Annotated in this window: 22 protein-coding genes, 1 tRNA gene and 1 riboswitch; of the genes, 13 read left to right on the forward strand and 10 right to left on the reverse strand. The window is 67.4% G+C overall.

The genetic code is table 11. From position 1 onward, the window contains the following. Window positions 1-44: 44 nt before the first annotated feature. From SMN802W_RS0102965 to SMN802W_RS0102975, 3 genes are all read right to left on the reverse strand, one after another. A complete protein-coding gene (locus SMN802W_RS0102965) occupies window positions 45-1,382 on the reverse strand; it encodes a glutamate--tRNA ligase (RefSeq protein WP_026325679.1) in 1,338 nt (445 codons plus the stop codon). A gap of 52 nt (window positions 1,383-1,434) precedes the next feature. Beyond that, window positions 1,435-2,277, reverse strand: a complete 843-nt coding sequence (locus tag SMN802W_RS0102970; RefSeq protein ID WP_083925557.1) for a zinc ribbon domain-containing protein — start codon at window positions 2,275-2,277, stop codon at window positions 1,435-1,437. Window positions 2,278-2,386: 109 nt separating this feature from the next. Then, window positions 2,387-3,832 (reverse strand): S41 family peptidase, encoded by a 1,446-nt coding sequence (locus tag SMN802W_RS0102975; protein WP_083925559.1) that lies wholly within the window; start codon window positions 3,830-3,832, stop codon window positions 2,387-2,389. Between the two features lie 161 nt (window positions 3,833-3,993). Between SMN802W_RS0102975 and SMN802W_RS0102980 the strand changes: the two genes are divergently transcribed. Beyond that, window positions 3,994-4,344, forward strand: a complete 351-nt coding sequence (locus SMN802W_RS0102980) for a hypothetical protein (RefSeq protein WP_019515405.1) — start codon at window positions 3,994-3,996, stop codon at window positions 4,342-4,344. A 27-nt stretch (window positions 4,345-4,371) separates the two neighbouring features. Here the strand turns inward: SMN802W_RS0102980 and SMN802W_RS0102985 are convergent, their stop codons facing one another. From SMN802W_RS0102985 to SMN802W_RS0103005, 3 genes are all read right to left on the reverse strand, one after another. Then, window positions 4,372-4,785 (reverse strand): DUF1810 domain-containing protein, encoded by a 414-nt coding sequence (locus SMN802W_RS0102985; RefSeq protein ID WP_019515406.1) that lies wholly within the window; start codon window positions 4,783-4,785, stop codon window positions 4,372-4,374. A 421-nt stretch (window positions 4,786-5,206) separates the two neighbouring features. After that, window positions 5,207-6,298 (reverse strand): GGDEF domain-containing protein, encoded by a 1,092-nt coding sequence (locus SMN802W_RS16270; protein ID WP_019515409.1) that lies wholly within the window; start codon window positions 6,296-6,298, stop codon window positions 5,207-5,209. A gap of 134 nt (window positions 6,299-6,432) precedes the next feature. Continuing rightward, window positions 6,433-6,972 (reverse strand): peroxiredoxin, encoded by a 540-nt coding sequence (locus SMN802W_RS0103005; RefSeq protein WP_019515410.1) that lies wholly within the window; start codon window positions 6,970-6,972, stop codon window positions 6,433-6,435. A gap of 64 nt (window positions 6,973-7,036) precedes the next feature. Between SMN802W_RS0103005 and SMN802W_RS0103010 the strand changes: the two genes are divergently transcribed. Together SMN802W_RS0103010 and SMN802W_RS0103015 are read left to right on the forward strand one after the other, a co-directional pair. Continuing rightward, the gene (locus SMN802W_RS0103010; RefSeq protein ID WP_019515411.1) at window positions 7,037-7,861 is read left to right on the forward strand and encodes an inositol monophosphatase family protein; all 825 of its coding nucleotides are present in this window, start codon (window positions 7,037-7,039) and stop codon (window positions 7,859-7,861) included. Window positions 7,862-7,903: 42 nt separating this feature from the next. Then, on the forward strand, window positions 7,904-8,785 hold the full coding sequence (locus SMN802W_RS0103015; RefSeq protein WP_019515412.1) for a polysaccharide deacetylase family protein: 882 nt from the start codon (window positions 7,904-7,906) through the stop codon (window positions 8,783-8,785). A 3-nt stretch (window positions 8,786-8,788) separates the two neighbouring features. On the opposite strand, the gene SMN802W_RS18095 is transcribed toward SMN802W_RS0103015, so the two are convergent. Together SMN802W_RS18095 and SMN802W_RS0103025 are read right to left on the reverse strand one after the other, a co-directional pair. Then, the gene (locus SMN802W_RS18095; protein ID WP_156818695.1) at window positions 8,789-9,316 is read right to left on the reverse strand and encodes a hypothetical protein; all 528 of its coding nucleotides are present in this window, start codon (window positions 9,314-9,316) and stop codon (window positions 8,789-8,791) included. Between the two features lie 25 nt (window positions 9,317-9,341). Then, complete coding sequence (locus SMN802W_RS0103025) at window positions 9,342-11,435, reverse strand: AsmA family protein (protein ID WP_026325680.1); 2,094 nt, start codon at window positions 11,433-11,435, stop codon at window positions 9,342-9,344. 171 nt (window positions 11,436-11,606) lie between these two features. Here SMN802W_RS0103025 and rpmI point away from each other — a divergent pair, with 171 nt between their 5' ends. Together rpmI and rplT are read left to right on the forward strand one after the other, a co-directional pair. Beyond that, the gene (rpmI, locus tag SMN802W_RS0103030; RefSeq protein WP_019515415.1) at window positions 11,607-11,810 is read left to right on the forward strand and encodes a 50S ribosomal protein L35; all 204 of its coding nucleotides are present in this window, start codon (window positions 11,607-11,609) and stop codon (window positions 11,808-11,810) included. A gap of 18 nt (window positions 11,811-11,828) precedes the next feature. Further along, window positions 11,829-12,200 (forward strand): 50S ribosomal protein L20, encoded by a 372-nt coding sequence (gene rplT, locus SMN802W_RS0103035; RefSeq protein WP_019515416.1) that lies wholly within the window; start codon window positions 11,829-11,831, stop codon window positions 12,198-12,200. A gap of 231 nt (window positions 12,201-12,431) precedes the next feature. Here rplT and SMN802W_RS0103040 read toward each other — a convergent pair whose 3' ends face one another. Continuing rightward, on the reverse strand, window positions 12,432-12,725 hold the full coding sequence (locus SMN802W_RS0103040; RefSeq protein WP_156818696.1) for a hypothetical protein: 294 nt from the start codon (window positions 12,723-12,725) through the stop codon (window positions 12,432-12,434). A 74-nt stretch (window positions 12,726-12,799) separates the two neighbouring features. On the opposite strand from SMN802W_RS0103040, the gene SMN802W_RS0103045 reads away from it, so the two are divergent. The 6 genes from SMN802W_RS0103045 to thiC all read left to right on the forward strand — a co-directional run bounded on the left by SMN802W_RS0103045 (window position 12,800) and on the right by thiC (window position 19,469). After that, a complete protein-coding gene (locus tag SMN802W_RS0103045; protein ID WP_019515418.1) occupies window positions 12,800-13,621 on the forward strand; it encodes a sterol desaturase family protein in 822 nt (273 codons plus the stop codon). Continuing rightward, complete coding sequence (locus SMN802W_RS0103050; RefSeq protein ID WP_051083460.1) at window positions 13,536-13,976, forward strand: DUF2141 domain-containing protein; 441 nt, start codon at window positions 13,536-13,538, stop codon at window positions 13,974-13,976. The genes SMN802W_RS0103045 and SMN802W_RS0103050 overlap by 86 nt, the downstream gene beginning before the upstream one ends. A 64-nt stretch (window positions 13,977-14,040) precedes the next feature. Next, window positions 14,041-14,928: a MipA/OmpV family protein gene (locus tag SMN802W_RS0103055; RefSeq protein ID WP_193378567.1), complete on the forward strand. Its 888-nt coding sequence runs from the start codon at window positions 14,041-14,043 to the stop codon at window positions 14,926-14,928. Window positions 14,929-15,071: 143 nt separating this feature from the next. Further along, window positions 15,072-16,121, forward strand: coding sequence for a ferritin-like domain-containing protein (locus SMN802W_RS0103060; RefSeq protein WP_019515421.1), 1,050 nt, complete (start codon window positions 15,072-15,074; stop codon window positions 16,119-16,121). Between the two features lie 68 nt (window positions 16,122-16,189). Further along, window positions 16,190-17,296, forward strand: a complete 1,107-nt coding sequence (locus SMN802W_RS0103065) for a ferritin-like domain-containing protein (RefSeq protein WP_019515422.1) — start codon at window positions 16,190-16,192, stop codon at window positions 17,294-17,296. Window positions 17,297-17,458: 162 nt separating this feature from the next. After that, window positions 17,459-17,569, forward strand: a riboswitch (TPP riboswitch). A 40-nt stretch (window positions 17,570-17,609) separates the two neighbouring features. Then, complete coding sequence (thiC, locus tag SMN802W_RS0103070; RefSeq protein ID WP_019515423.1) at window positions 17,610-19,469, forward strand: phosphomethylpyrimidine synthase ThiC; 1,860 nt, start codon at window positions 17,610-17,612, stop codon at window positions 19,467-19,469. A gap of 819 nt (window positions 19,470-20,288) precedes the next feature. Here the strand turns inward: thiC and SMN802W_RS0103075 are convergent. After that, window positions 20,289-20,363, reverse strand: a tRNA-Gly gene (locus SMN802W_RS0103075). A 193-nt stretch (window positions 20,364-20,556) separates the two neighbouring features. Between SMN802W_RS0103075 and SMN802W_RS0103085 the strand changes: the two genes are divergently transcribed. Further along, a complete protein-coding gene (locus SMN802W_RS0103085) occupies window positions 20,557-21,267 on the forward strand; it encodes a response regulator (protein ID WP_019515425.1) in 711 nt (236 codons plus the stop codon). Between the two features lie 6 nt (window positions 21,268-21,273). Continuing rightward, window positions 21,274-22,605: an ATP-binding protein gene (locus SMN802W_RS0103090; RefSeq protein ID WP_019515426.1), complete on the forward strand. Its 1,332-nt coding sequence runs from the start codon at window positions 21,274-21,276 to the stop codon at window positions 22,603-22,605. Window positions 22,606-22,620 lie beyond the last annotated feature (15 nt).

The following is a 22,620-nucleotide window of genomic DNA, read 5'->3' on the forward strand; positions in this document are numbered from 1 at the left end:
ATATAGGACGCAGGTGCGGCGCGCGCGAGTCTTGCCCGCGCGCGCTACGAGTTCGCCGCCGCTTGCAACCGCTCGACGCTGCGCGCCTGCCCGATCAGCGGCAGCAGCGCCGCCATGTCGGGGCCGTGATCGCGCCCGGTCAGCGCGCGGCGAAGCGGCAGGAACAGCGTCTTGCCCTTGCGCCCGGTTTCCGCCTTCAACCGATCGGTCAGCGCGTGCCAGGGATCGCCGGTCCAGTCGATGTTGCGCGCGGCGGTGGCGGCCTGCGTGAGGTAGTCGGCATCATCGCTCGCGGGCATCGCGTCGATCGGCCCCTCGACGACATGCCACCAGTCGGCCGCCTCCGCGACGGTGTGGAGGTTGGGACGCACCGCTTCCCAGCCGGTCGCATCCATGCCGGCGGGCAGGCGGTCGGCGACGTCCGCGAACGGCAGCTGGTGCACGATGCGCGCATTGACCTGCGCTAGTTCGGCCTCGTCAAAGCGCGCCGGCGCGCGACCGAAATGCGCGAAGTCAATGTGGGCGACGAGCGGCGCGGGATCGATCACCGGCTCGACCGGATCGCTCGTGCCCAGCCGCGCGAGCAGCGACACGAGCGCCGCGGGCTCGATCCCGCTGTCGCGCAGCTCGTCCACTCCGAGCGCGCCGAGCCGCTTCGACAGCTTGCCCTCGGCGCCGGTCAGCAGCGCTTCGTGCGCGAAGCGCGGGCGCGATGCCGCCATCGCATCGAACATCTGCAATTGCAGTGCGGTGTTCGACACGTGATCCTCGCCGCGCACCACGTGGGTTACGCCCATGTCCATGTCGTCGATCGCGCTCGGCAGCAGATAAAGCCATGAGCCGTCAGCGCGGCGAATCACCGGATCGCTCAACTGCGCCGGATCGAACGACTGGGCCCCACGGATCATGTCGTCCCACTGGATCGGAGCCGAATGGTCGAGCCGGAAGCGCCAGTGCGGCCGCGTGCCTTCCGCGGCGAAACGGGCATGATCGGCCTCGGTCAGCGACAAAGCGGCGCGATCGTAGATCGGCGGCAACCCGCGCCCGCGTGCGATCTTGCGCTTGAGGTCGAGCTCCTGCGCGCTCTCATACGCCGGATAGATGTGCCCGGCGGCGCGCAACGCCTCGAACACCGCATCGTAGCGGTCGAACCGCGCCGACTGCCGTTCCTCGCGGTCGGGATGCAGCCCGAGCCAGGCGAGATCGGCGCGGATCGCATCGATGAAACGCTCCTCGCTGCGCGCCGCATCGGTGTCGTCGATGCGCAGGATGAAGCGCCCATTGTGCTTCTTCGCCCACATCCAGTTATGCAGCGCCGCGCGCACGTTGCCGACGTGGAGCCGCCCGGTCGGGGAGGGCGCAAAGCGGGTAACGACAGAAATGGCTGAGGTCATCGCGCCGCCCTAGGCGAGCGCGGGTGCGCGCTCAACCGCGTCAGATGCGGCAACCGAGCAGCACCGTCGTCGCCGCCTGCCGCCTGACCGAGGCGCAGCGCAGCCGCACCACCGATCCGCGGCTGAGCAGGCCGACTGCGTCATCTTGCCCGCGCGCCAGATCGGCGACGACGATCCCGCCGCGACGATACCCCTCAAGGCTGATCGCGGGCGGCTGGTCGGACAGCAGCCCGATCACGGTGCCGCGAACGGTCACGGGGCCGGGAAACTCGGCAAAGGCACGCTCGGGATCGTCGTTGAACGCGGCATCGATCGCGGCGGCGGGGATCGCGGCCTCTCCGTTCGGGTCGAGCGACGCTGGGGAGCCGATCTCGTCGCCCGTCTGTGCGACCTCTGCGTCCGGTGACGGCGTGGGGGTGGGCGTCGGCTCAGGCGTCGGAACCGCGGCGACTCCGGTCGGCTCGGTGCTAGGCGTGTCGGCCGGTTCGCTCGCGTTGGTGGCGGTGTCGGCGACCGGGCGGATGCCGTCGCGCTGCTGCCAGAACACGACGCCCAGTACCGCGACCGCGATGAGCGCGAGAATGACGAGCAGCCGTGTGCCGGTGCCGCCGCGTTGCTCGTCCTCATCCGGCGTTGCATCAACATCGCGCATGTCGCGACGTGGTGTGGTCGTGCTCGTCCGGTCGGGACCGAAGTGCAGTCCCTCGGGCGGCAGATCGCGTGACGGCGCGCGCGCGGGCGCTCGTTCGACCACCTCCTCCACGTGTTCACGCGCGGCAGGCGTTGACGGAGCCGCTTCGACTGCCGCCACGGCCGCGCCGCATCGCGGGCAGAACCGTGCGCTGTCGGGCAGGCGCGCGCCGCATTGGGTACAGAATGCCATCGCCCGCCTCCTTCTTACCAATTGCGCCGCCGGCGACTAGCGCAGGCGGCTCGCTGCGAACAGACCGCCGCATCAGCTTTACCGCCCGGCTTTCTCTGCTAGCCTAGCGTCAGAACAATCCGGGCGTTTCGCGCTGGGCCGTCGTCGGCCGCGCCGGGCTGAGCAACTCGCGACTCTGCGCGAACGGCGTCGCGGTCCGCTCGATCGACGCGGTCGCACCGATCCGCGTGCAGCCGCGCCCTTCGATGAAATCGAGCGCGGCGCGCGTCGATGCCTCGCGCGGATCGCCCAGCGGATAGGTCGAATCGTCGACCGCCTGGCACGATGCCTCCACCTTGGTTGCCAGGCCATCGTAATAATCGCCCTGCTTCGCGGCATTCTGCAGCGCAAAGGCAATCACGCGCAGCCGGTCATCACACTGGGAGCGGTCGAGCGCGATCTGCCCCACCGGCTTGCCATAAGTGTTGCTGCCGACCAGCGCGACATTGGCGTGGAGGTAGGGGATCATCGCATTGATGACATATTCGCTCGCCGAGGCGGTGCCGCCGGTGCCGATGAACGCGATCTTGGTCGGCGTGATCGTCTGTGGCTGCTGCGCGAAATAGGTCGTCTCGTTGTTCGACGACTTGGACGGACGGAACGTGGTGTAGCTCTGCACGTCGCTAGTGGACCGCCCGCCGCCAAGCAGGTTGGTGAACAATTCCGCGATCGAGATCAGTCCGCCGCCATTGTAGCGCAGGTCGACAATCACGTTGCTGACGCCCGCGTCGCGGAACTGCTGGAACGCAGCGCGCAGGCCGGGATCGGCGGTGTTGATGAAGGTTCGCAGGTTGACGTAGCCGACGCGCACGCCGTTGTCGGTGATGATCTTGGCACCATAACGCGACGACACCGGGGTCAGCGTGTAGTCGGCCTTGGTCAGCGTGACGTTGCGCGTGCCACTCGCATCCGACACGCGCAGCACGCGCGTCGTGCCTGCGGTATCGGGGCCGAGCGCGTTGACCACGCCCTGCGTGCCCGAGGCGGCGATGATGTCGCTGGTGGCGCGCAGATCGTTCGCGCTGGTGCCGATCGCCAGGATTTCGGTGCCGCGGTCGAGCCCGGCGGCAAGCGCCGGCGCGCCCTCGAACGCCTCGATGATGCCGACGCGGCGATTGGTCGTGTCATAGCCCAGCCGCACGCCGAACCCGCCGCTGGTCGTGCCGGTGTTGTAATAGGCATTCTCCTCGGCGATCGAGGTCAGGTAGGTGAAATAGCGATCCTTGCGCTGCGCCCGCGCATTCGCGGTCAGCGCGTCGATGTAATCGTCGACGGTAGAATAGCTCGCCGGGTTCAGCCCGGTCGGCAGCGTGTCGGGGAACAGATACCATTCGTTCAGCTGCGCGAACGCCCAGTCCTGCCGATCGCGCAGCGAGCAGCCGACGGCCGCAGTCGTCGGCGTGGGCGGCGGACTCGCGCCGGTGGTCGTCCCGCCCGAGCCGCCGCCATCGCCGCCACCACACGAGGCGAGCAGCGCCGCGCCCGCCAGCAAACCGGAAAAACGCCCACACCGCATCGTTACGCTCCACCTGCTCAAGACAGCTCGCCCGAGATAATTTCTCACGTGTAACGCGTTCAAAACACGCCGTCATTGTCGAAAGTGGGCGCTTCGTTACAGGTTAGCGCCGGATCGCGCGCTCGCCATGGTCGTTTGCGGTTGCGAAAGGGAGATTTGCCATGACGATACGCCGTTATGCCTTTGGGGCTGCCGTCCTGCTCGCCGCGTGCAACCAGCCTGCGCCCAGCACGGTCAATGCAACCGATCCGGCCGTCTCGAACAGTGATGCGAGCGCGACCAACACCGCCGACACGATCGCCTCGCTCAGCGAAGGGCAGCGCAAGGCCGTGCTGTTCCGCGCGATCCGCGACGGCGACGAGGCGTGTCAGGAGATCACCGCGGCAACGGCGACCCAGTCGCTCGACAACAAGCCCGCGTGGCTCGTCACCTGCGACAAGCAGCAGCGCTACACGGTGGTGCTACGCAACGGCGACACCGCGCTGGTGACGCCGGTCACGACGCAGAACTGACGTTCGCGCCGCACGGGGCGCTTCTGCTTAACGTCCGATCAGCCGCAACGTCGCGAGGTCGGGTGAGGGGAAGAAGGCGGCCAGCGCTTGGGACACGACGGCTGTCGCGCCGGCGGCATCGAACAGCGTCAATGACGAACGCAGCTTCACCGCGTCGATCTCGCCCATGATCGTTCGCGCGTCCTTGCCCTCGTGGCGCAACAACGCGGCGCAGCAGGCGAGATAACGCGGCCCTAGCAGTAGATGTGCCAGATACGCGCGCGCCTCGGCAAGGTCGGCGACGGCATAGTGGATCGCGGTCGCGCTGCGGCCCAGTCCCGCGATCTGTGGGAAGATGAACCACATCCAGTGGCTGCGCTTGCTGCCTGCGATCAGCTCGGCAAGCGCGCGGTCGTAGCTGTCGCCCTGCGCGGCGACGAAGCGGTGGAGGGGGTCGGACATGTCGGCATCAACGCGGTGGCCTGCCGCATGGTGCCGAGATCAGGCGATCGCGCCGCCCGCGTGACACCAGAGCAGCAGCGACGTCGTGACGAAGCCGGCGAGGCCGATCGCGAACGGGTGCGCAAACAGGCGGGCGGAGACGGTCACCCCGCTCACGCGATCGGCATGACGGGAACGGCAGCGCCGATCATCAGCGCAGCGACCGAGAAAGCAGCCACAAGGGCAAACGCCTGGCGACCGAACGCGTCGAAGGTGCGGATCATGGTGGTAACTCCTGCTGGTCGACCGGCCGATCCGATCGATGCAGGAGTGATTGCAGCTAGCGTGCCAATTGCTGTTCTGACGCTGGAACAATGACTTGGCTGTAGGGCGTCATGAAGGTTGGCGCTTCACGCCGCTGCGACGCGCAAAACGCACCAGATTATGGCGCGACGATCGTCCGTCCGCGCCCGGCCTGCTTGGCGGCGTAGAGCGCGCGGTCGGCACGCTCCATCAGCGGGGTCAGCGTCTCGCTCGCGCGCCCCAGCGCGACGCCGGCGGAGAAATTGATGGTGCCGATCGGCCGATCGGTTTCGCGCACCCGCAGATGCCGCGTCGCGATCGCGTCGCGTGCGGCGTCGATGCGTGCCAGCACTTCGGTTTCGTCATCGAGCTCGAACAGCAGCGCGAACTCCTCTCCGCCGTAGCGCGCGATCGTGCACGCCGTCTCGCGTTCGAGCTGCTGCGCCACCAGCTTCAGCACGCGATCACCCACGGCATGGCCGAAGCCGTCGTTGACGCGTTTGAAATGGTCGATGTCGCAGATCGCGACCGCGACCGCCGTGCCGCGGGGCAGCGCGGTGAAATGATCGTCGAAAGCGCGGCGATTGAGCAGCTCGGTCAGCGGATCGGTCTGCGCGCTGGTGCGTGCTTCCTCCAAGGCGGCGCGCAACTCGGCCGTCTCGCTCTTCGCCTGTTCGAGCCGCGTCTCGGCCTGATGGACACGCTCGATCATCGCCGCGGTCAGGTGCGAAATGCGTTCCACGCCCGCGGCCGCACCCGATGTTCGGATCGCCTCCGCCGTCTCGGCGAGGTCGCGACCGAAATGGTTGGTTTCATGGTGGATCGAGCGCAGCGTGTCGCTGAATTCCTCGATCTGTGCCAGCGTGCGCGTGGCGAGTTCGTCGCCGTGCGTACGCTCGGCCGCGTGCGGTTGATGGGGTTGGAGGTTCTGGGAGCCAACCGGCGGCTGGTACGTCGGGATCGGAGAAGCGAAGTCCGCGTCGGACGCCGACATGGGGGCAAGCGCCAGCGGCGCGCCCTTCGCCGCACCCCCGAGCCGGACGACGTCGGCCGCCATCAGGCGAACACCGTCGCTGGCGAGCGCGGCGACCTCGCGCGCGCGCCGGCCCTGCGGATTGCAAATGACGTCGTAGGCGAACGCGTAATTGGCCGGCTCGGGGCTCAGGTGGTGCTCGTCAAGGAACGCACCCACCGCCGCGAATATGCCCTTCGGCTCGCTGCTGGTACGCACGGTCCTTAGTCTTGATGCCACGCCACCCCCCAGCTGCGTTGTTCCTTGAGCGCCCGGATAGGACAGAAGAGCTAACAGTGTGTGTCGCTCGACGTGCTATTTCTTAGGATTTGCTCCGCAGCGGAGCAACAAGGTTATCGGATGCCGAGCCGCTTCACTGCGGCGAGTGTCATCTGCACGTGCTCGGCCGGGTTCATGTCCGAATGAACGAAGGCGATCCGCCCGGTGCGATCGATCACGTAGCTCGTCCGGCTGGTCACGTTGCGCCCCTTGACCGCCTGACCGAGCGCCACGTCATATCCTGCGATCACGCGCGGACCCGCGCTCGCCACCGCGAACTTGCCCGCGCACTCGCTCGAGGAGAATTTCTGCAAGGTCGCGACATCGTCCGCCGACATGCCGATGACGTGCGCGCCCGCGGCCTCGAACTGCGGCACGGCTTGTGCAAAGGCGCGCGCCTCGGCGTTGCAGCCGCCGGTGAAGGCCGCGGGGAAGAAGTAGAGCACTACGGGTCCGCGCCGCAGCTCCTTCGCCAAATCGACCGCGATCACCTTGCCCGCCATCGCGCCGCGCGTCGCGAACGCCGGTGCCTTTGCGCCGACCGCCAGCGTGGCGGCGGCGGGAAGCGCGGTGAGCGCGGCGGCGATGGCGAGAGCGGAAGCAAGAATGCGCATGGGTCGGGTCTCCTGTTGCCGTGCATCCTAGCGCCGCGCTGCGCCGCGCGATAGGCACCAGCGCATGCCCGTACGCCCCGCCGACATCGAACTCGCCCACCGCCTCGCCGACGCCGCGAGCGCGGTGATCCGCCCCTATTTCCGCAGCGCCGCCGGTGTCCGGCTGAAGGACGACCGCTCCCCCGTCACGCTCGCTGACACCGAGGCGGAAGCGACAATGCGCCGCATCCTCGACGCCGAACGATCAGGCGACGGTATCGTCGGAGAGGAATATGGCGAGAAACCCGGCGTCACCGGGCGGCAGTGGGTGCTCGACCCGATCGACGGGACGCGCAGCTTCACCGCCGGTCGTGCGATCTTCGGCACGTTGATCGCGCTGGTGGAGGATGGCTGGCCGGTGCTGGGCATCATCGACCAGCCGGTGCAGCGCGAACGCTGGACCGGCGTCGCGGGCCGCCTGACCGAGCTGAACGGTAACCCTGCGCGCACCCGCGCCTGCGCCGCGCTCGCGGGCGCGACGCTCGCGACCACCAGCCCGCATCTGTTCGCCGACGGTGACGTGCCGCATTACCTGTCGCTGGTCGCGGCGATAAGTGGCGATGCGCCCCGGCAGGGCCCGGTCTACGGCGGCGACTGCTACAATTACGGGCTGCTCGCATCCGGCCACCTTGATCTGGTGTGCGAATCGGGATTGCAGCTTTACGATTTCGCCGCGCTGGTGCCGGTGGTGGAGGGTGCGGGCGGTCGGATGTGCGACTGGAACGGCGATCCGCTGACCGCAGGTAGCGCCGGCCACGTGCTCGCGATCGGCGACCCGGCGCGCACCGACGACGTGCTGGAAGCGCTGCGCAACGTCGCAGGGGAGCATGACCATACGCATGACCATTGACGGACGGTGAGCCGATCGTGCGCGCGCCGCGTTGTGTCGCGCATGACCGTCTCGACTCTGCCCCGCTACAATTATCGCGCGATCACCGACCGGCCCGATTACGACTGGCCCGGCGGCAAGCGGCTCGCGATCTGGTTCGGCATCAATTACGAGGTGTTCGACTTCGGCGGCGGCATGGGTGCGGAGCTCGCCCCGGCGAAGAACCAGCCCGACGTGATGAACTACGCCTGGCGCGACTATGGCAACCGCGTCGGTGCCTGGCGGTTGTTCGACCTGTTCGACCGGCTTCAGCTACCCGCGACCGCGCTGATCAACGCCGACGTGATTCGAACCTGCCCAGGTCTGGCCGAGGCATGCGTCGCGCGCGGGTATGAGATCGCGGCGCACGGCGAGAGCAACGCGGCGGCGCAAGGCCAATTGTCTCGTGATGAGGAAGCGGCGCTGATCGCATGCACCACCGATGCGCTGGCGGCGCTCGGCATGCGACCGACCGGCTGGCTGGGGCCATGGATCTCGGAAAGCCACGACACGCCCGACCTGCTCCACCGCTCGGGCTATCGCTACCTGCTCGACTGGGCGCATGACGATCAGCCGACGTGGCTGTCGACCGACAACGGCCGCATCCTGTCGGTGCCTTATTCGCAGGAAATCAACGACATTCCCGCGATCGTCGCGCGCAACGGCGAGGCGGCGCAATTCGCGGCGATGATCGAGGATGCGGTGGAGCAGCTGTTGTCGGAATGCGACCGCCGCCCGCTGGTGCTCGGCATCGCGCTCCACCCGTATCTGATGGGGCAGGCGCACCGCGTGCCGCCGCTGGCGCGGGTGCTGGAGCGCCTGCGCGAGGCGGACGACCAGCGCATCTGGTGGACCACCGCGGGCGCGATCGCCGATCACGTGATCGAGCACGACCTGGGTGTCTGACGCCTAACGCACGCAGATACGCGTGCGCTCGTTCACCCAGCAATCGCCGTCTCGCCGCACGGTGCCGAGCGGGTCCATTGCGTGATCATCGTCCGGATCGGCGTTCCACGTCGCGGTGGCGGTCGCGTCGGCATTACTGTCCTTGGTCACCATGGCGAAGTGCGAGTGCGCAGGTTTGCCGCTATCCCAGGTGTTAAGCGTGTATTGGTCGTTCCCCATCGGGAACACCCGGCAGCGTCCCGATACGAGCACGCGGCCATCGACTTTGAAATAACAGTCCCGCGTCGTTGAGCGTGGTGTGGCGGTGTCGGTCGGCGACGCGCTCGGCATGGGGGAGGGCGCGCTTGCTGCAACCTGCTTCACGGAACCCGGATGTACATCGGCTGGAGCACTTGCAGGACCAGTGTCGATCGCAGCGGCGCTGTTCGCGGCCACCACGCTCGTGCCCTGCTGAGTGTCAGCGTTCGTCGCGGAAGGGTTGCACGCAGCTGCCAGTGCAAGCAAGCCGATCGCTGGTACACGCCATTTCATACACGCTCCTTCACTGCAAGGCCGGTCAGAAGATGCCGAGGAACTTCTTGCGCTTGGTCGGCGCGGCTTGCCCGTTGCCGACGTCGGTGCGCGGGTTCCCCTTGGTGGTGCGCTGCGCCGCGGCGGTCTTACCTGCGAGTACGGGGCCGCACGCCGCCGCCTTCGCGTCGCCCGGATCGATGAAGGCGAGCAGCCCCGCGACCGGCGTGGCCAGCACCGCGAGGCCGAGCCCTGCGCCCGCACGCGTCAGCAACTGTGGCGTCACGACCTGGAGTGAGGGCGCTGAGAACGTGCCCTTGATCCCGACGGGAGACTGGCCAGAGAACAGGCTGAACCGCTTCGAATCGGCGCGAAAGGCGAGGTCGATCGCCTCGGTACGGAAACTGAACCCGCCGCGTCCCAGCACGACGTTCTTGCTCGTGTCGATCAGGACCGGGTCCGCCGCCGCGACGCCGCTGCGTACGGTGAAGCCGATCAGCCCGCAGTTGATCCTGACCGGCTCCTTTAATTCCCCCGAAAACATCTTCTGCACAAACGTGCCGACGTCGAGCTCGGCCAGCTCCGCATTCCGCGTCCACAGCGTTCCTGCCGGCAGCACGAACGCGATCCGCCCGCGCGCGGTGGAAAGCGAATCGTGGATCGTGTCGCCGCGCCCGGCCAATTGGATGCGACCGCGCACCGTCCCGCTCGTCCCCGCCTCCGCCACGCCCCAGCCCGCGAGCAGCCGCCCGAGCGGGGTTGGGGCGAGGCGGATGTCGTAGCGCACGTCGCTCGGACGCGGTCGCGTATCGAACACCGCGTCGGCGGACACGTTGCCGCGCGCCATCGCAAAGGTCAGCGGCGACAGCGTCAGCTTGCCGTTCGTCAGGTCGAGCGTCAGGTCGACGTCGCTGATCGGGATGCGACGCGACTTGACCCCCTGTATCGTCCATTTCAGGTCGGCGTCGAAGCGTCGCATCGTCTCGACCGGCAACGCCGCGTCGGGCAGCAGCCGGGCGGTCGCCGCACCGGTTTCGGCTGCCGCGGCCGTGACGCCCTTTTCCGCCACCGTGTCGGGGTTGAAGCCGATGAACGGCGCTGCGTCGATGATATCGAGGCTGCGCGTCGCCAGCTGCGAATCGAGGTGGAGCCGCGCGCCGTTGGTGATCGTCAGCCGCCCTGCGAGATCGGTCGCCCCGGCGACACCGATGACGCGGGAGAAGCGATATTCGTCGCCCGACTTCACCAGCTGCGCGTGCAGGCGGTAGTCACGTGTTCGCGGCAGCACCACGTCGATGATGCCGAGCAGCGTCGACAGGTCACGCCCGCGCGCGCGCACCGACAGCGGTACGCCTTCGATATCGGCCAGGCTGGGGAGCGTACCCGACACGTCCACAGCGTTGCCGGCGGCGCGCATCGTCGCGACCAATTCGTTCTTGCCGCGGTTGACCGTCGCATCGGGCGACAGCAGTCGCGCGGACACGGTGAAGGGGGTCGATCGGATCGTCCCCCCGCCGCGCACGCCCACCGCCTGCCCGATCCGAGCCGCGGTCGACCGGATCGTGTCGACATCGAGGTCGGTGAGCAACCGCATCCGCGGATCGCGGTAGCGCACCAATGTGCCTGCGACCGTCGCGCGGTCGATCCGCGGCAGCTCGAACGGCTTGCCGCCCTTTTCTTCGCTGAACGTCCAGGTGTTGCGATCGTGCGCCGTATTCCATTCGAGATCCACCGCGCCGTTCGCCAGGTCGAGCCAGTACAGTCGCCGATGCCCGAAGATCAGCGGCAGCGGGGCAATGCGCGTATCGATCCGGTCGGCCGCGAACAGATCGGGCTTGGTCGCCCAGTCCGGATTCGAGATGCGCAGCCGCTCGGCGTAGAACTTGATCTGGAACGGGGCGAAATAAAGCTGGAAATCGCCGCCGACGCTCACCTGGCGATGCACCATGCCGCCGACGATTCGCTCGAACGGATGCTTGAGGAAGCGGCCCTTGGTGACGAACAGCACGAGCCACACGGCGAAGATTGCGACAACGATACCGATCAGGATACGGCGAACGAGGTGACGGCGCCGCGGCGCCGACGCGTCCACGTTATCGTCGGCTAGTCTATCTTCACCTGCGGATGCCGCGGTCGTCATAACGGGAGCGCAACCGCCTGGCGCGGGCTTGGTTGCATGAACGTCACCCCGTTGCGTTCCGCCGGCAACACGGCTAAGGCGCACGGCTTCACGAGAGCGTGACGCTATGGACTGCCCGGCCAACTGGGGCTGCCGCGGCTGTCTGGTCACGTTCCAACCGAAAGGACCAAAATGCCCAAGCTCAAGACCAAGAGCGGCGTGAAGAAGCGCTTCAAGCTCACTGCCAGTGGACTGCTGAAGCACGGCGTCGCCGGCAAGCGCCACCGTTTGATCAGCCATAACGCCAAGTACATCCGCCAGAATCGCGGCACCAAGGTGCTGTCGAAGGCCGACACCGCCACGGTGAAGGCCTGGGCGCCGTACGGCCTCAAGTAAGCGGGAAGGTATTAGCATATGGCACGCGTCAAGCGGGGCGTAACCACTCGCGCCAAGCACAAGAACATTCTGGAACAGGCCAAGGGGTACCGCGGCCGTCGCAAGAACACGATCCGCGTCGCGCGGCAGGCGGTCGAGAAGGCCGGCCAGTATGCGTACCGCGACCGCAAGGTGAAGAAGCGCACCTTCCGCGGCCTGTGGATCCAGCGCATCAACGCCGGCGTCCGCGCTGAGGGACTGAGCTACAGCCAGTTCATGCACGGGCTGAAGCTCGCCGGCATCGAACTGGACCGCAAGGTCCTGGCCGATATTGCGATGCACGAGGGTGAAGCCTTCTCCGCGATCATCGCGCAGGCGAAGGCTGCGCTGCCGGAGCAGCAGGCCGCCTGATCATGCGTCACGGCTGATGTGAAAAAAAGCGTCGGTGGAGCGATCCACCGACGCTTTTTTGTTGTGCGTTCATGCCGGCCAAATGGCGCGAAGCAGGTATTTTAACGCTAACTGCGTACAGCCAACCCAGCGTCGGTCATCCTCGCTCGACCCGCGATGGCGCTGCCTTTTCCCGTTCGCGAATAAGCGGAATGTGAGGTGAGGATTGCAGGGGTAAGCGGCGCGGTTTGCTCAGTGTGCCTGCGCGTTGCTGTCGCGCACCGATCGCGCCCGCGCCTCGGTCGCCGCGTCGGCGGCACCGGTGTCCAGCCCCGTATCGATCGGATTGGCCGCGTTTACGCCACCCGTGCTCGCCGCGGCAGAGGCGGCGGCGGCCTGTGCCGCATCCTGTCCGCCAAGCCCGCCGCCGCCGCCGGCATCGTCGCCCGGCGTCGCACCGTCCTGATCGCGCAGGACCTGCGCCGCGCTGGCATCGTCGTGCGCATCGTTGCCGATCTTTGCGGGCGCGGCGTTGGGCTCGATCATCACCATCTCCTTTGATTACCGCGCCTTAACGAGCGGGATGGGCGGACGATCCGCAATCGGCTACACGGGCCGCCATGTCCGCGCTGTCGATCATCGTCGCCGTTACGTTGTCCGCGCTTGCGATGACGCTGATCGTCGGGGTGCGCTACCTCGTCACCTCGGCAGGGTTCGCGCTGGCGACGAAGCTCAGGCATCCCGGCCTTTACACCGGGCTCGATCCGCAGATCCGGCGCGAGATCTGGTGGAGCCTCGTCTCCGCCGCGATCTACGGCATACCCGCTGGCGTGCTCGCGTGGGGGTGGGAGCGGCACGGCTGGACCCGCGTCTACCGCGACGTGCACGACTATCCGTTATGGTACCTGCCGGTGTCGGTGCTCGCCTATCTGTTCCTGCACGACACCTGGTTCTATTGGACGCACCGCTGGATGCACCGGCCGGCGCCGTTCAAGCTGGCCCACGCGGTGCATCATGCCAGCCGTCCGCCGACCGCCTGGGCGGCGATGGCGTTCCATCCGATCGAGGCACTGAGCGGCGCTGTGGTAATTCCGCTACTGGTGTTGCTGATTCCGATCCATATCGCCGGCCTCAGCTTGGTGCTGACGGTCATGACCGTTATGGGTGTGACCAACCACATGGGATGGGAGGTTTTTCCCGGGTTCATGTGGCGGGGGGTAGTGGGGCGCTGGCTGATCACGGCCAGCCATCATCAGCGTCACCATGAGCGGTACGGGTGCAATTATGGGCTTTATTTCCGGTTCTGGGACCGGGTGTGCGGCACCGACGACGGGGTCGGCGACTTCACGCGCGCGCATGCAAAGGCGCGGGAACGCGCGCATCGCAGCGCTCACGGGGGCCACGCTGCTGCTGATCGGGGCGGCGCCGGTCGCGTCGCTTGATGTCGGCATCGAGCATGTCCGCTCGGTCAAGGGGCTGCTGCGCGTCTGCCTGACCGCAGATCCGGAGAACTTCCCCTCGTGCGTCGACGACAAGGACGCAGTGACGCGCAACGTGCCCGCCGCGACGCACGGGCTGCGTTTCACCGGACTGCCGCATGGCACCTACGCCGTTGCCGTGATCCACGACGAGAACAGCAACGCGAAGCTCGACACCTTCGCGGGCATCCCGCGCGAGGGCTTCGGTTTCTCGCGCAATCCGCCGATCCGCTTCGGCGCACCGCGCTTCGCCGCCGCGCGGTTCGCGGTCGAAAGTGATGCAGAGCGGCAACAGATCGGGATGCGCTACATCCTGTAACAGCGGCGCACGGACACTTTCCCGTAAATGCTCGTTCACGCGGCAACTATAAGGGGAAAAGATCGTGTCCGTCGTTCGTCCTGCCGCCCGCGCGGTCATCCGCTCCGCCTGTGTGGCGCTTGCCGGCCTTGCCGCACTGCCGGCCGTTGCGCAGACGAACGACATCAACCCAAACGGCCCGCCCGCTCCGCTGGTCACCGGCGACACCGTGACGGTCGCGGTTGCGGGTGCGTGGCTGCCCGATTACGAAGGTTCGAACGATTATTCGTTGACGCCCGGCCCCGCCGCGATCGGCACGGTTGGCGGCATCTCGTTCCAGGTGCTGGGCAATCGAGCTTCGGTCGACCTCATCGCCGACGCACCCAACTCGCGCTGGGATTTTCAGGCCGGGCCGGTCGGGCTCGTCAACTTCAATCGCACCAGCCGCAAGGGCATCGACGATCCGCGCGTCAAGGCGCTGCCGACAACGTCGACCGCGCTCGAACTCGGCGGTTATCTCGGCGTCGGCAAGACCGGGCTGATCACCAGCGACTATGACAAGCTGTCGGTCGCGGTCAGCTACCGCTACGACGTGACCGGTATTCACGACAGCGGCATCCTCCAGCCTTCAGTCAGCTATTACACGCCGCTAAGCATCAAGTCGGCGGTCGGCATCTTCGCCTCGGCGGAGAAGGTCGAGCGTGCCTATGGCCGCACCTATTTCGACGTGCGTCCGCAGGACGTGGCGGCAAGCGGGCTGCCGGCGTTCCGCACGCGCGGCGGGTGGAAGAATTACGTCGTCGGCTTCGCGGGCACCTACGCGCTCACTGGCGACCTGCTGCACGGGTTCAAGATCATCGCCGGTGGCACCTACAAGCGCATGCTCAACGACTTCGGCGACACCCCGATCGTCAGCATTGCGGGCTCGCGCAACCAGTGGCTTGGCGCGGTCGGCATCGGCTATACGTTCTAGGCGAGGCGGCGGCCCGGACGCATTGCCGTCCGGGCAGGCGTGAGGCTTCGTTTGCACCGGCGTTCGCCTGCGCCTATCGACGCATCCGAGTCATCTGCGCGAAAGCTTCGCTGCGGCAGGGACGTGTGGACGTGGGTAGAAGGATGCAGGCGATGGGCGAAGGCGAACTGATCGGGGCGCTCGACGCACGGGTGAAGCGGCGCGAGGAGCGGCGCGCGTTCTTCGGGCAGGCGCTGGGTGCCGCGGCATTGGGCGGTGCGATGCTGACGGCCGGCCGCGCGGGCGCGCAGACCGCGACGCCGACCCCCACGCCCTCGCCGACCGCGACCTCGACGACGCCGATCTTCGGCACGTCCGATTACCTGAACTTCGCGCTCAACCTCGAATATCTCGAAGCGAACTTCTACGCCTTCGCAACGACCGGCGCGGCGATCGCATCGACGCTACAGGGCGGTGTCGTGACCGCAGGCGTGCAGGGCGCGGCGACCGGCGGGCGGGCGGTCAGCTTCACCGATCCGATCGTGGCGCAATATGCACGCGAGATCGCGGCGGACGAGCTCGCCCACGTGACCTTCCTGCGTTCCAGCATCGGCTCGCTGACGGTGGCGCAGCCCGCGATCGACCTGAGCCCGGCGGGTGCCTTCACCACCGCGGCGCGCGCCGCCGGAGTGGTCGGCGCGAGCGACACGTTCGACCCTTATGCCAGCGACGAGAACTTCCTGCTCGCCTCGTTCCTGTTCGAGGACGTGGGCGTCACCGCCTACAAGTCGACCACGGCGGTACTCAGCTCGACACTGCGCGAGGCGGCGCAGGGCATCCTGGCGACGGAGGCGTATCACGCCGCGATGATCCGCGGCACCTTGTACCGCAAGGGGATCGAGACGCCCTCGCTCAACCTGATCCAGAAGGCGCAGGGCATTTCCGACCTGCGCGACCTGTACGACGGCAGCGTGACCGAGAATCTGACGCTCGGCTACGCGCCCGACGACGATCAGGGCATCACGCCGACGACCAACGCGGCGGGCGAGACGGTGTCGAACATCGTGCCGCTCAACAGCAACGGGCTTGCCTTCAGCCGGACGGGCGACCGCGTGCTCAACATCCTGTACCTCAACCGGGCAGCGGTGACCTCGGGCGGGTTCTTCCCCGCCGGCGTCAACGGCGCGATCAAGACCAGCGCCACCGCGACCTGACGCGCGTGCCGCGTACGCGCGGCTCCACGTCCCAGCCCGATCCTTCTCGCATAAAGTGTCCTGATCCCATGACCGATCCCGAAGTCGCCAACACGATCCTGACCGCCTCGGCCGAGCGCCGGGCCGAGCGCCGCCGCTTCATCAAGCTGGCGAGCGGCGGCGTCGCGGTCGCGGGCGGGCTGACGCTGCTCGCCGCCTGCGGTGGCGGGGACAGCAATCCCGCGCCGTCGCCGACGCCGTCGCCCACCCCGACGCCGTCCGCCAGCAGCATCGCGGCCGAGGTCGACGTGCTCAACTTCGCGCTCCAGCTCGAGTACCTCGAGGCGCAATTCTACTCCTACGCCGCGACCGGCGCTGGGCTGCCCGCCAGCCTGCTGTCGGGGACGGGTACGCCCGGCGGGGTCATCGGCGGGCGCCGGGTCGGCTTCACCGATCCGATCGTCGCCGCCTATGCGCGCGAGATCGCGGCGGACGAGGTCGCGCACGTCACCTTCCTGCGCTCGATACTGGGAACGTCGGCGGTGGCGATGCCCGCGATCAACATCGACGGCAGTGCGTCGGGCGCGTTCAGCAAGGCCGCGGTCGCCGCCAAGCTGATCGCGGCGGGCGGTTCGTTCGACCCTTATCTGAACGACGAGAACTTCCTGCTCGGCGCATTCCTGTTCGAGGATGTCGGCGTCACCGCGTACAAGGGCGCGTCGGCGACGCTGATCTATACCGCGGGCTATCAGGAAGCGACCGCAGGGCTGCTCGCGGCGGAAGCGTATCATGCCGGCCTGATCCGCACGACGCTATATCAGAAGGGGCTGGCGACGCCGACGCTGCGCACCAGCGCCGACGCGATCTCCGACGCGCGCGACACACTCGACGGGGTGCAGTCGACCGCGACGCCCACGCCGACTCCAACCCCGACACCCACCCCGAGCGGAACGCCGACCGGCTTCCCGACCGGCGTCAACAATCGCGACGACGATCAGGGTATCTCGCCGACGACCAACGCGGCGGGGCAGCTCGTATCGAACATCGTGCCGGCCGATGCGAACGGCATCGCGTTCAGCCGCACGGTCGGACAGGTGCTCAACATCGTGTTCCTCGACAACACCGCCGTGACGAGCGGCGGGTTCTTCCCCGCGGGCGTCAACGGCAATCTGAAGACCAGCGCCGCAAGCAACTGAGGCGCGAGCGCCTTCGTCGATCGCAGATCGGCGAAGAGTCGCTGCGGCGGCCGGCGGTGCCAGGCACCGTCCGACGTCACGGCAGCCGGCGGTACCAGGCACAGTCCGGCGTCGCCCACACCGAAACATCCTTTGCCTGCCCCACACCCTGCCGCTATACTGAATCCTTCCCCGGGGGACCGCTGAGGCGGTTGAGAGGGAGGCGCCCGAGCCTCCGACCCGCTGAACCTGATCCGGTTGATACCGGCGTAGGGAGTGGAGCGGCGACCATCCGTCTTGCCGAACCTCTCCCGTTCAAAGGAGAGTGAAGCGCATGGCAGACATCCAGGCCCGCAGCGAGATCGGCGTCACCACCGGCGCGATCCGCGGTTCCCGCAAGATCTACGTCGAGGTCCCCGGTAATCCAGCGGTGCGCGTCGCGATGCGCGCGATCGACCTCGATCCCTCATCCGGCGAGCCACCGCTCAACGTCTATGACACCTCGGGCCCGTACAGCGACCCGGACGCTCGGATCGACATCATGGCGGGCCTCCCCCCGCTCCGCCGCGACTGGATCACCGCGCGCGGCGATGTCGAGGCATATGAGGCGCGCGAGATCCGCCCGGCGGACAACGGACAGCTCGGCCCCGATCGCTCAGGCGGGGTGCAGCCGTTCCCCAACGTCAACAAGCGTCCGTTGCGCGCGAAGGCCGGCGCCAACGTCAGCCAGATGCACTATGCGCGCCGCGGCATCATCACGCCCGAGATGGAATATGTCGCCACGCGCGAGAATCTTGGCCGCGAGATGCTGCGTGAATACGTCCGCGACGGCGAAAGCTTCGGCGCCGCCATCCCCGACTACGTGACGCCCGAGTTCGTCCGCGACGAGGTCGCCCGCGGCCGCGCGATCATCCCCAACAACATCAACCACCCCGAGACCGAGCCGATGGCGATCGGCCGCAACTTTCTGGTCAAGATCAACGCCAACATCGGCAACTCGGCAGTTGCCAGCAATGTCGCGAGTGAGGTGGACAAGCTCGTCTGGGCGACCCGATGGGGCGCCGACACGGTGATGGACCTGTCGACGGGGCGCAACATCCACGACACGCGCGAATGGATCATCCGCAACTCACCCGTGCCGATCGGCACCGTCCCCATCTACCAGGCGCTGGAGAAGGTCGGCGGCATCGCCGAGGAGCTGACGTGGGAGATCTTCCGCGACACGCTGATCGAGCAGGCCGAGCAGGGCGTGGATTACTTCACCATCCACGCCGGCGTCCGTCTGCCCTACGTGCCGCTGACCGCCAAGCGCGTGACCGGCATCGTCAGCCGCGGCGGCAGCATCATGGCGAAATGGTGCCTGGCGCACCACAAGGAGAGCTTCCTCTACGAGCGGTTCGACGAGATCACCGAGATCATGAAGGCGTATGACATTGCCTATTCGCTCGGCGACGGTCTCCGCCCCGGTGCGATCGCCGATGCCAACGACGAGGCGCAATTCGCTGAGCTCTACACGCTCGGCGAACTTACCAAGCGCGCCTGGGAGCAGGACGTGCAGGTGATGATTGAAGGTCCGGGCCACGTGCCGATGCACAAGATCAAGCAGAACATGGACAAGCAGATCGAGGCGTGCGGCGAGGCGCCCTTCTACACGCTCGGGCCGCTGACCACCGACATCGCGCCTGGTTACGACCACATCACCAGTGGCATCGGCGCGGCGATGATCGGTTGGTACGGCACCGCGATGCTCTGCTACGTCACGCCCAAGGAGCATCTGGGCCTCCCCGACCGCGACGACGTCAAGGTCGGCGTGGTGACCTACAAGCTCGCCGCCCACGCCGCCGACCTCGCCAAGGGGCACCCGGCCGCCAGGATGCGCGACGACGCGCTGTCACGCGCCCGCTTCGGGTTCCGCTGGCGCGACCAGTTCAACCTGTCGTTGGACCCGGAGACGGCCGAGCAATACCACGACCAGACGCTTCCGGCCGAAGGCGCCAAGACCGCGCATTTCTGCTCGATGTGCGGCCCGAAGTTCTGCTCGATGAAGATTACCCAAGAAGTAAGGGACTTCGCCGCCAAGCAGAACGCGCCGGTCGAGACGTTCGTCGCGGCGGGCGACGCCGAGGCCGGCATGGCCGAAATGAGCGAGCGCTTCCGTGAGAAGGGTGGGGAGGTGTACCTGCCGGCGGAGTGAGAGGTCGAGCGGCCCCGCACCGGAGTGCGGGGCCGCTGTCGTATGCGATCACGCGTAGCGGATCAGCTTCCAGGTCACCGCCGTGCCATTGTACGGTGGCATGCGGTTGCCTTTAGCGATTGGCGCCGTAGTCGACGGCACGCTCTGTGCCTGCCAGACGCCTGACTCTGGGCAACTCTCACCAGTCCGGGCCGTCGTGCCGATCGGTTTGCGCATGTTCATGGTACATATCTCCTCAAGGCCGACCTCGCCTCCGGCACCACGAGGCTCGGTTGACCATCAAGTTACAGCCCACTAGATCACGCGCGCTTGCAACGAGCGCGAGGTGGGCAGTGCCTGCCTCGTTCGGGGCCGTCGGTAGGACGGCGGCCCCTTTCAATCGCCGCCATGAACATTGCTGCTCATATTGGCGACCGGCCCCACGAGGCGGGGGAGTCGCTTACACACGTTTATTAGAGCCCTCCAATACAGGGTGATCCACCGCTGATGCGGGGGAACGACTCTTCGCGTGCTCAATAAGCATACCAATATCGCAGATACTGCCAAGCTCATTTTTCTCCCAGACCCTCTAATACGTTTCGTCATTTTCTTGAACGCTGCTGCGGATACTTTCCTGCTTTAAAGCCAAGTCCCATCAACCATCTGCACGCGCTACAGATTGCGGACACGATGGAGCACAACAGGATGAGTGATCCGATCGGGCATGGCTATGGAAGATAACGCCGCGGCAAAGCCGCGTCGTCAGTCGACGCGGTGCGTCGCTGGCCGGGCGTGTTGCTGGTGCGCGAAATAGCATGCCGCTATTTCGCGGCAACACGCTGGAGCGGGCGAAGGGATTCGAACCCTCGACCCCAACCTTGGCAAGGTTGTGCTCTACCCCTGAGCTACGCCCGCTCTGGCGTCTTCGGATCGATCGGCGAGAAGCCGTTCCGATCGGGGAGCGGCGCCACTAGCATCGCCCCCGGGGGTCGGCAATAGCCAATTTCGCGATGCCGCCGCTTTTTGCGCGGCGAAAGGGCCGCGTCGGGCAAATGATCGGCTCACCTCGATTGACCGCGATCAACCTGACCGATACCCGCCTGTAGCCATGACCGCCCCGACCATCCTGCTCGTCGAGGACGATCCGTCGCTTCGCATGCTGACCGCGCGTGCGTTGCAGGAGAACGGCTTCCTCGTCCGTCCCGCCTCCGCCGCGCCCGAGATGTGGCTTGCGCTGGAGAACGGCCCCGTCGACCTCGTGCTGCTCGACATCATGCTGCCGGGCACCAGCGGCATCGACCTGTGTCGCACGCTGCGCCAGAAAAGCGACGTGCCGATCATCTTCATGTCGGCACGCGCGAGCGAGACCGACCGTGTCGTCGGGCTGGAGCTGGGCGCGGACGATTATATCGCCAAGCCGTTCGGCACGCGCGAGCTCGTCGCGCGCGTCCGCGCGGTGCTGCGCCGCCCGCCGATGGACCGGCTGGCGGGCAATGCCGAGCAGGGCGTGCTGACGTTCGACGGCTGGACGATCAACCTGCCCCGGCGCGAGCTGACCAGCCCGACCGGCGCCATCGTCGACCTGACCGGTGCGGAGTTCGACCTGCTGGTGGTGCTCGCCGACCACGCGCAGCGCGTGATCGCGCGCGAGCGGTTGATCGAATTGTCACGCACGCGGCTGGGCGACAGCTCCGACCGCTCTATCGACGTGCTGGTCAGCCGGCTGCGCCGCAAGCTCGGCAGCGCGGGCACGCCTGCCCCGATCGTCACCGTGCGCGGCGTCGGCTACATGCTGAACGTCGCGGTCGAGCGCCAGTAGCCCCGCTTGCGGCTGCTCCGGCGCCCGGCCTTCGGGCTGCTCGGGCAGGTCGTCGCGATCCTGCTCATCACGCTGCTGATCGAGTTCGGCGCGAGCACGATCCTGTACGAGCGCGCGAGCGGCTTCGCGGTGCGCGACGACGAGGCCAATCGCCTCGCCGAGCATCTGGTGATCAGCCGCCGCCTGCTCGCCGAGCGTCCGGCCGAGCAGCGCGAGACGATGGCAGACGAGCTCACCACCGAGCGTTACGCATTGATCTGGTCGCCGACGCCGCATCCCACACCCAGGATCGCCCCCGCGCTCGACGAGATGCAGCGCCAGGTATTGGAGTGGGAGCCGTCGTTGCGCGACGCGCACCTGCAATTGCGGCTGGTGTCGCCGGGGCGGCGATCGGTAGTGACCGGCGGGATGCAGCTGGCGGACGGCAGCTGGGTCTATTTCCGCACGCTCGCCCCGATCGGCGGGATCAGCTTCGCCGCAGAACGGATCGCGTTGGCGCTGATCCCTGCGATCGCGCTGATGGTGCTGGCAGGCGTCGCGCTCAGGCGCAGTTTCCGCCCCTTGCGGATGCTCGCCGCCGCCGCTGACCGCGTCGGGCACGGCGTGGTCGAGCCGGTAGAGGTCGACGGGCCCGGCGAGGTGCGCCGCGTCATCAGCGCGTTCAACGACATGCAGGAGCGTATCCGAGCGCTGATCGCCGGCCGCACGCAGGCGCTCGCCGCGGTCGGCCACGACCTGCGCACCCCGCTCGCCCGCCTCCACCTGCGCACCGAAGGCTTGCCGCGTGACGATACGCGCACGGCGATCCTCCACGACGTCGCCGAGATGGAGGCGATGATCACCTCGCTGCTCGCGTTTTTGGGGGGAGCCGAGCCCGAAGCGCCGTCGATGGTCGATCTGGCGGTGCTGTGCGAGACGGTGATCGACGACGCCGCCGATCGCGGCGCGCAGGCGGCGTACGAGGGTCCCGATCATCTGGAGCTTTGCGTCCGGCGGCTGTCGATCAAGCGCGCGATGACCAACCTGGTCGAGAATGCGCTTCACTACGGCAGCAGTGTCACGCTGACGCTCGCGCGCGAGGATACGGGGGTGGTGATCCGTGTCGCCGACGACGGCCCCGGCATCCCGGAGGACAAATTGCGCGAGGTGCTCGAACCGTTTGTGCGTCTCGACCCCGCGCGCGGACGCGACACCGTGGGCTTCGGCCTGGGCCTGTCGATCGTCGCCAAGGCGGTGGCGGACGAAGGCGGCACGCTGACGCTGTCGAATCGCGCTGCGGGCGGGCTGGAGGCGTGTATCAGCCTGCCGGACACACAAAGAAACAGCGACACACAATAACACACCGTTGCCGAG

Source organism: Sphingomonas sp. Mn802worker (assembly GCF_000382485.1).
Classification (GTDB): domain Bacteria; phylum Pseudomonadota; class Alphaproteobacteria; order Sphingomonadales; family Sphingomonadaceae; genus Sphingomonas.

Bases quoted from the DNA above. Each gene is read 5' to 3' on its own strand.
- SMN802W_RS0102970 (WP_083925557.1), bottom strand. From the start codon at position 2,277: ATGGCATTCTGTACCCAATGCGGCGCGCGCCTGCCCGACAGCGCACGG.
- SMN802W_RS0102975 (WP_083925559.1), bottom strand. From the start codon at position 3,832: ATGCGGTGTGGGCGTTTTTCCGGTTTGCTGGCGGGCGCGGCGCTGCTC.
- SMN802W_RS0102980 (WP_019515405.1), top strand. From the start codon at position 3,994: ATGACGATACGCCGTTATGCCTTTGGGGCTGCCGTCCTGCTCGCCGCG.
- SMN802W_RS0102985 (WP_019515406.1), bottom strand. From the start codon at position 4,785: ATGTCCGACCCCCTCCACCGCTTCGTCGCCGCGCAGGGCGACAGCTAC.
- SMN802W_RS0103005 (WP_019515410.1), bottom strand. From the start codon at position 6,972: ATGCGCATTCTTGCTTCCGCTCTCGCCATCGCCGCCGCGCTCACCGCG.
- SMN802W_RS0103010 (WP_019515411.1), top strand. From the start codon at position 7,037: ATGCCCGTACGCCCCGCCGACATCGAACTCGCCCACCGCCTCGCCGAC.
- SMN802W_RS0103015 (WP_019515412.1), top strand. From the start codon at position 7,904: ATGACCGTCTCGACTCTGCCCCGCTACAATTATCGCGCGATCACCGAC.
- SMN802W_RS18095 (WP_156818695.1), bottom strand. From the start codon at position 9,316: ATGAAATGGCGTGTACCAGCGATCGGCTTGCTTGCACTGGCAGCTGCG.
- SMN802W_RS0103025 (WP_026325680.1), bottom strand. From the start codon at position 11,435: ATGACGACCGCGGCATCCGCAGGTGAAGATAGACTAGCCGACGATAAC.
- rpmI (WP_019515415.1), top strand. From the start codon at position 11,607: ATGCCCAAGCTCAAGACCAAGAGCGGCGTGAAGAAGCGCTTCAAGCTC.
- rplT (WP_019515416.1), top strand. From the start codon at position 11,829: ATGGCACGCGTCAAGCGGGGCGTAACCACTCGCGCCAAGCACAAGAAC.
- SMN802W_RS0103040 (WP_156818696.1), bottom strand. From the start codon at position 12,725: ATGATCGAGCCCAACGCCGCGCCCGCAAAGATCGGCAACGATGCGCAC.
- SMN802W_RS0103045 (WP_019515418.1), top strand. From the start codon at position 12,800: ATGTCCGCGCTGTCGATCATCGTCGCCGTTACGTTGTCCGCGCTTGCG.
- SMN802W_RS0103050 (WP_051083460.1), top strand. From the start codon at position 13,536: ATGCAAAGGCGCGGGAACGCGCGCATCGCAGCGCTCACGGGGGCCACG.
- SMN802W_RS0103060 (WP_019515421.1), top strand. From the start codon at position 15,072: ATGCAGGCGATGGGCGAAGGCGAACTGATCGGGGCGCTCGACGCACGG.
- SMN802W_RS0103065 (WP_019515422.1), top strand. From the start codon at position 16,190: ATGACCGATCCCGAAGTCGCCAACACGATCCTGACCGCCTCGGCCGAG.
- thiC (WP_019515423.1), top strand. From the start codon at position 17,610: ATGGCAGACATCCAGGCCCGCAGCGAGATCGGCGTCACCACCGGCGCG.
- SMN802W_RS0103085 (WP_019515425.1), top strand. From the start codon at position 20,557: ATGACCGCCCCGACCATCCTGCTCGTCGAGGACGATCCGTCGCTTCGC.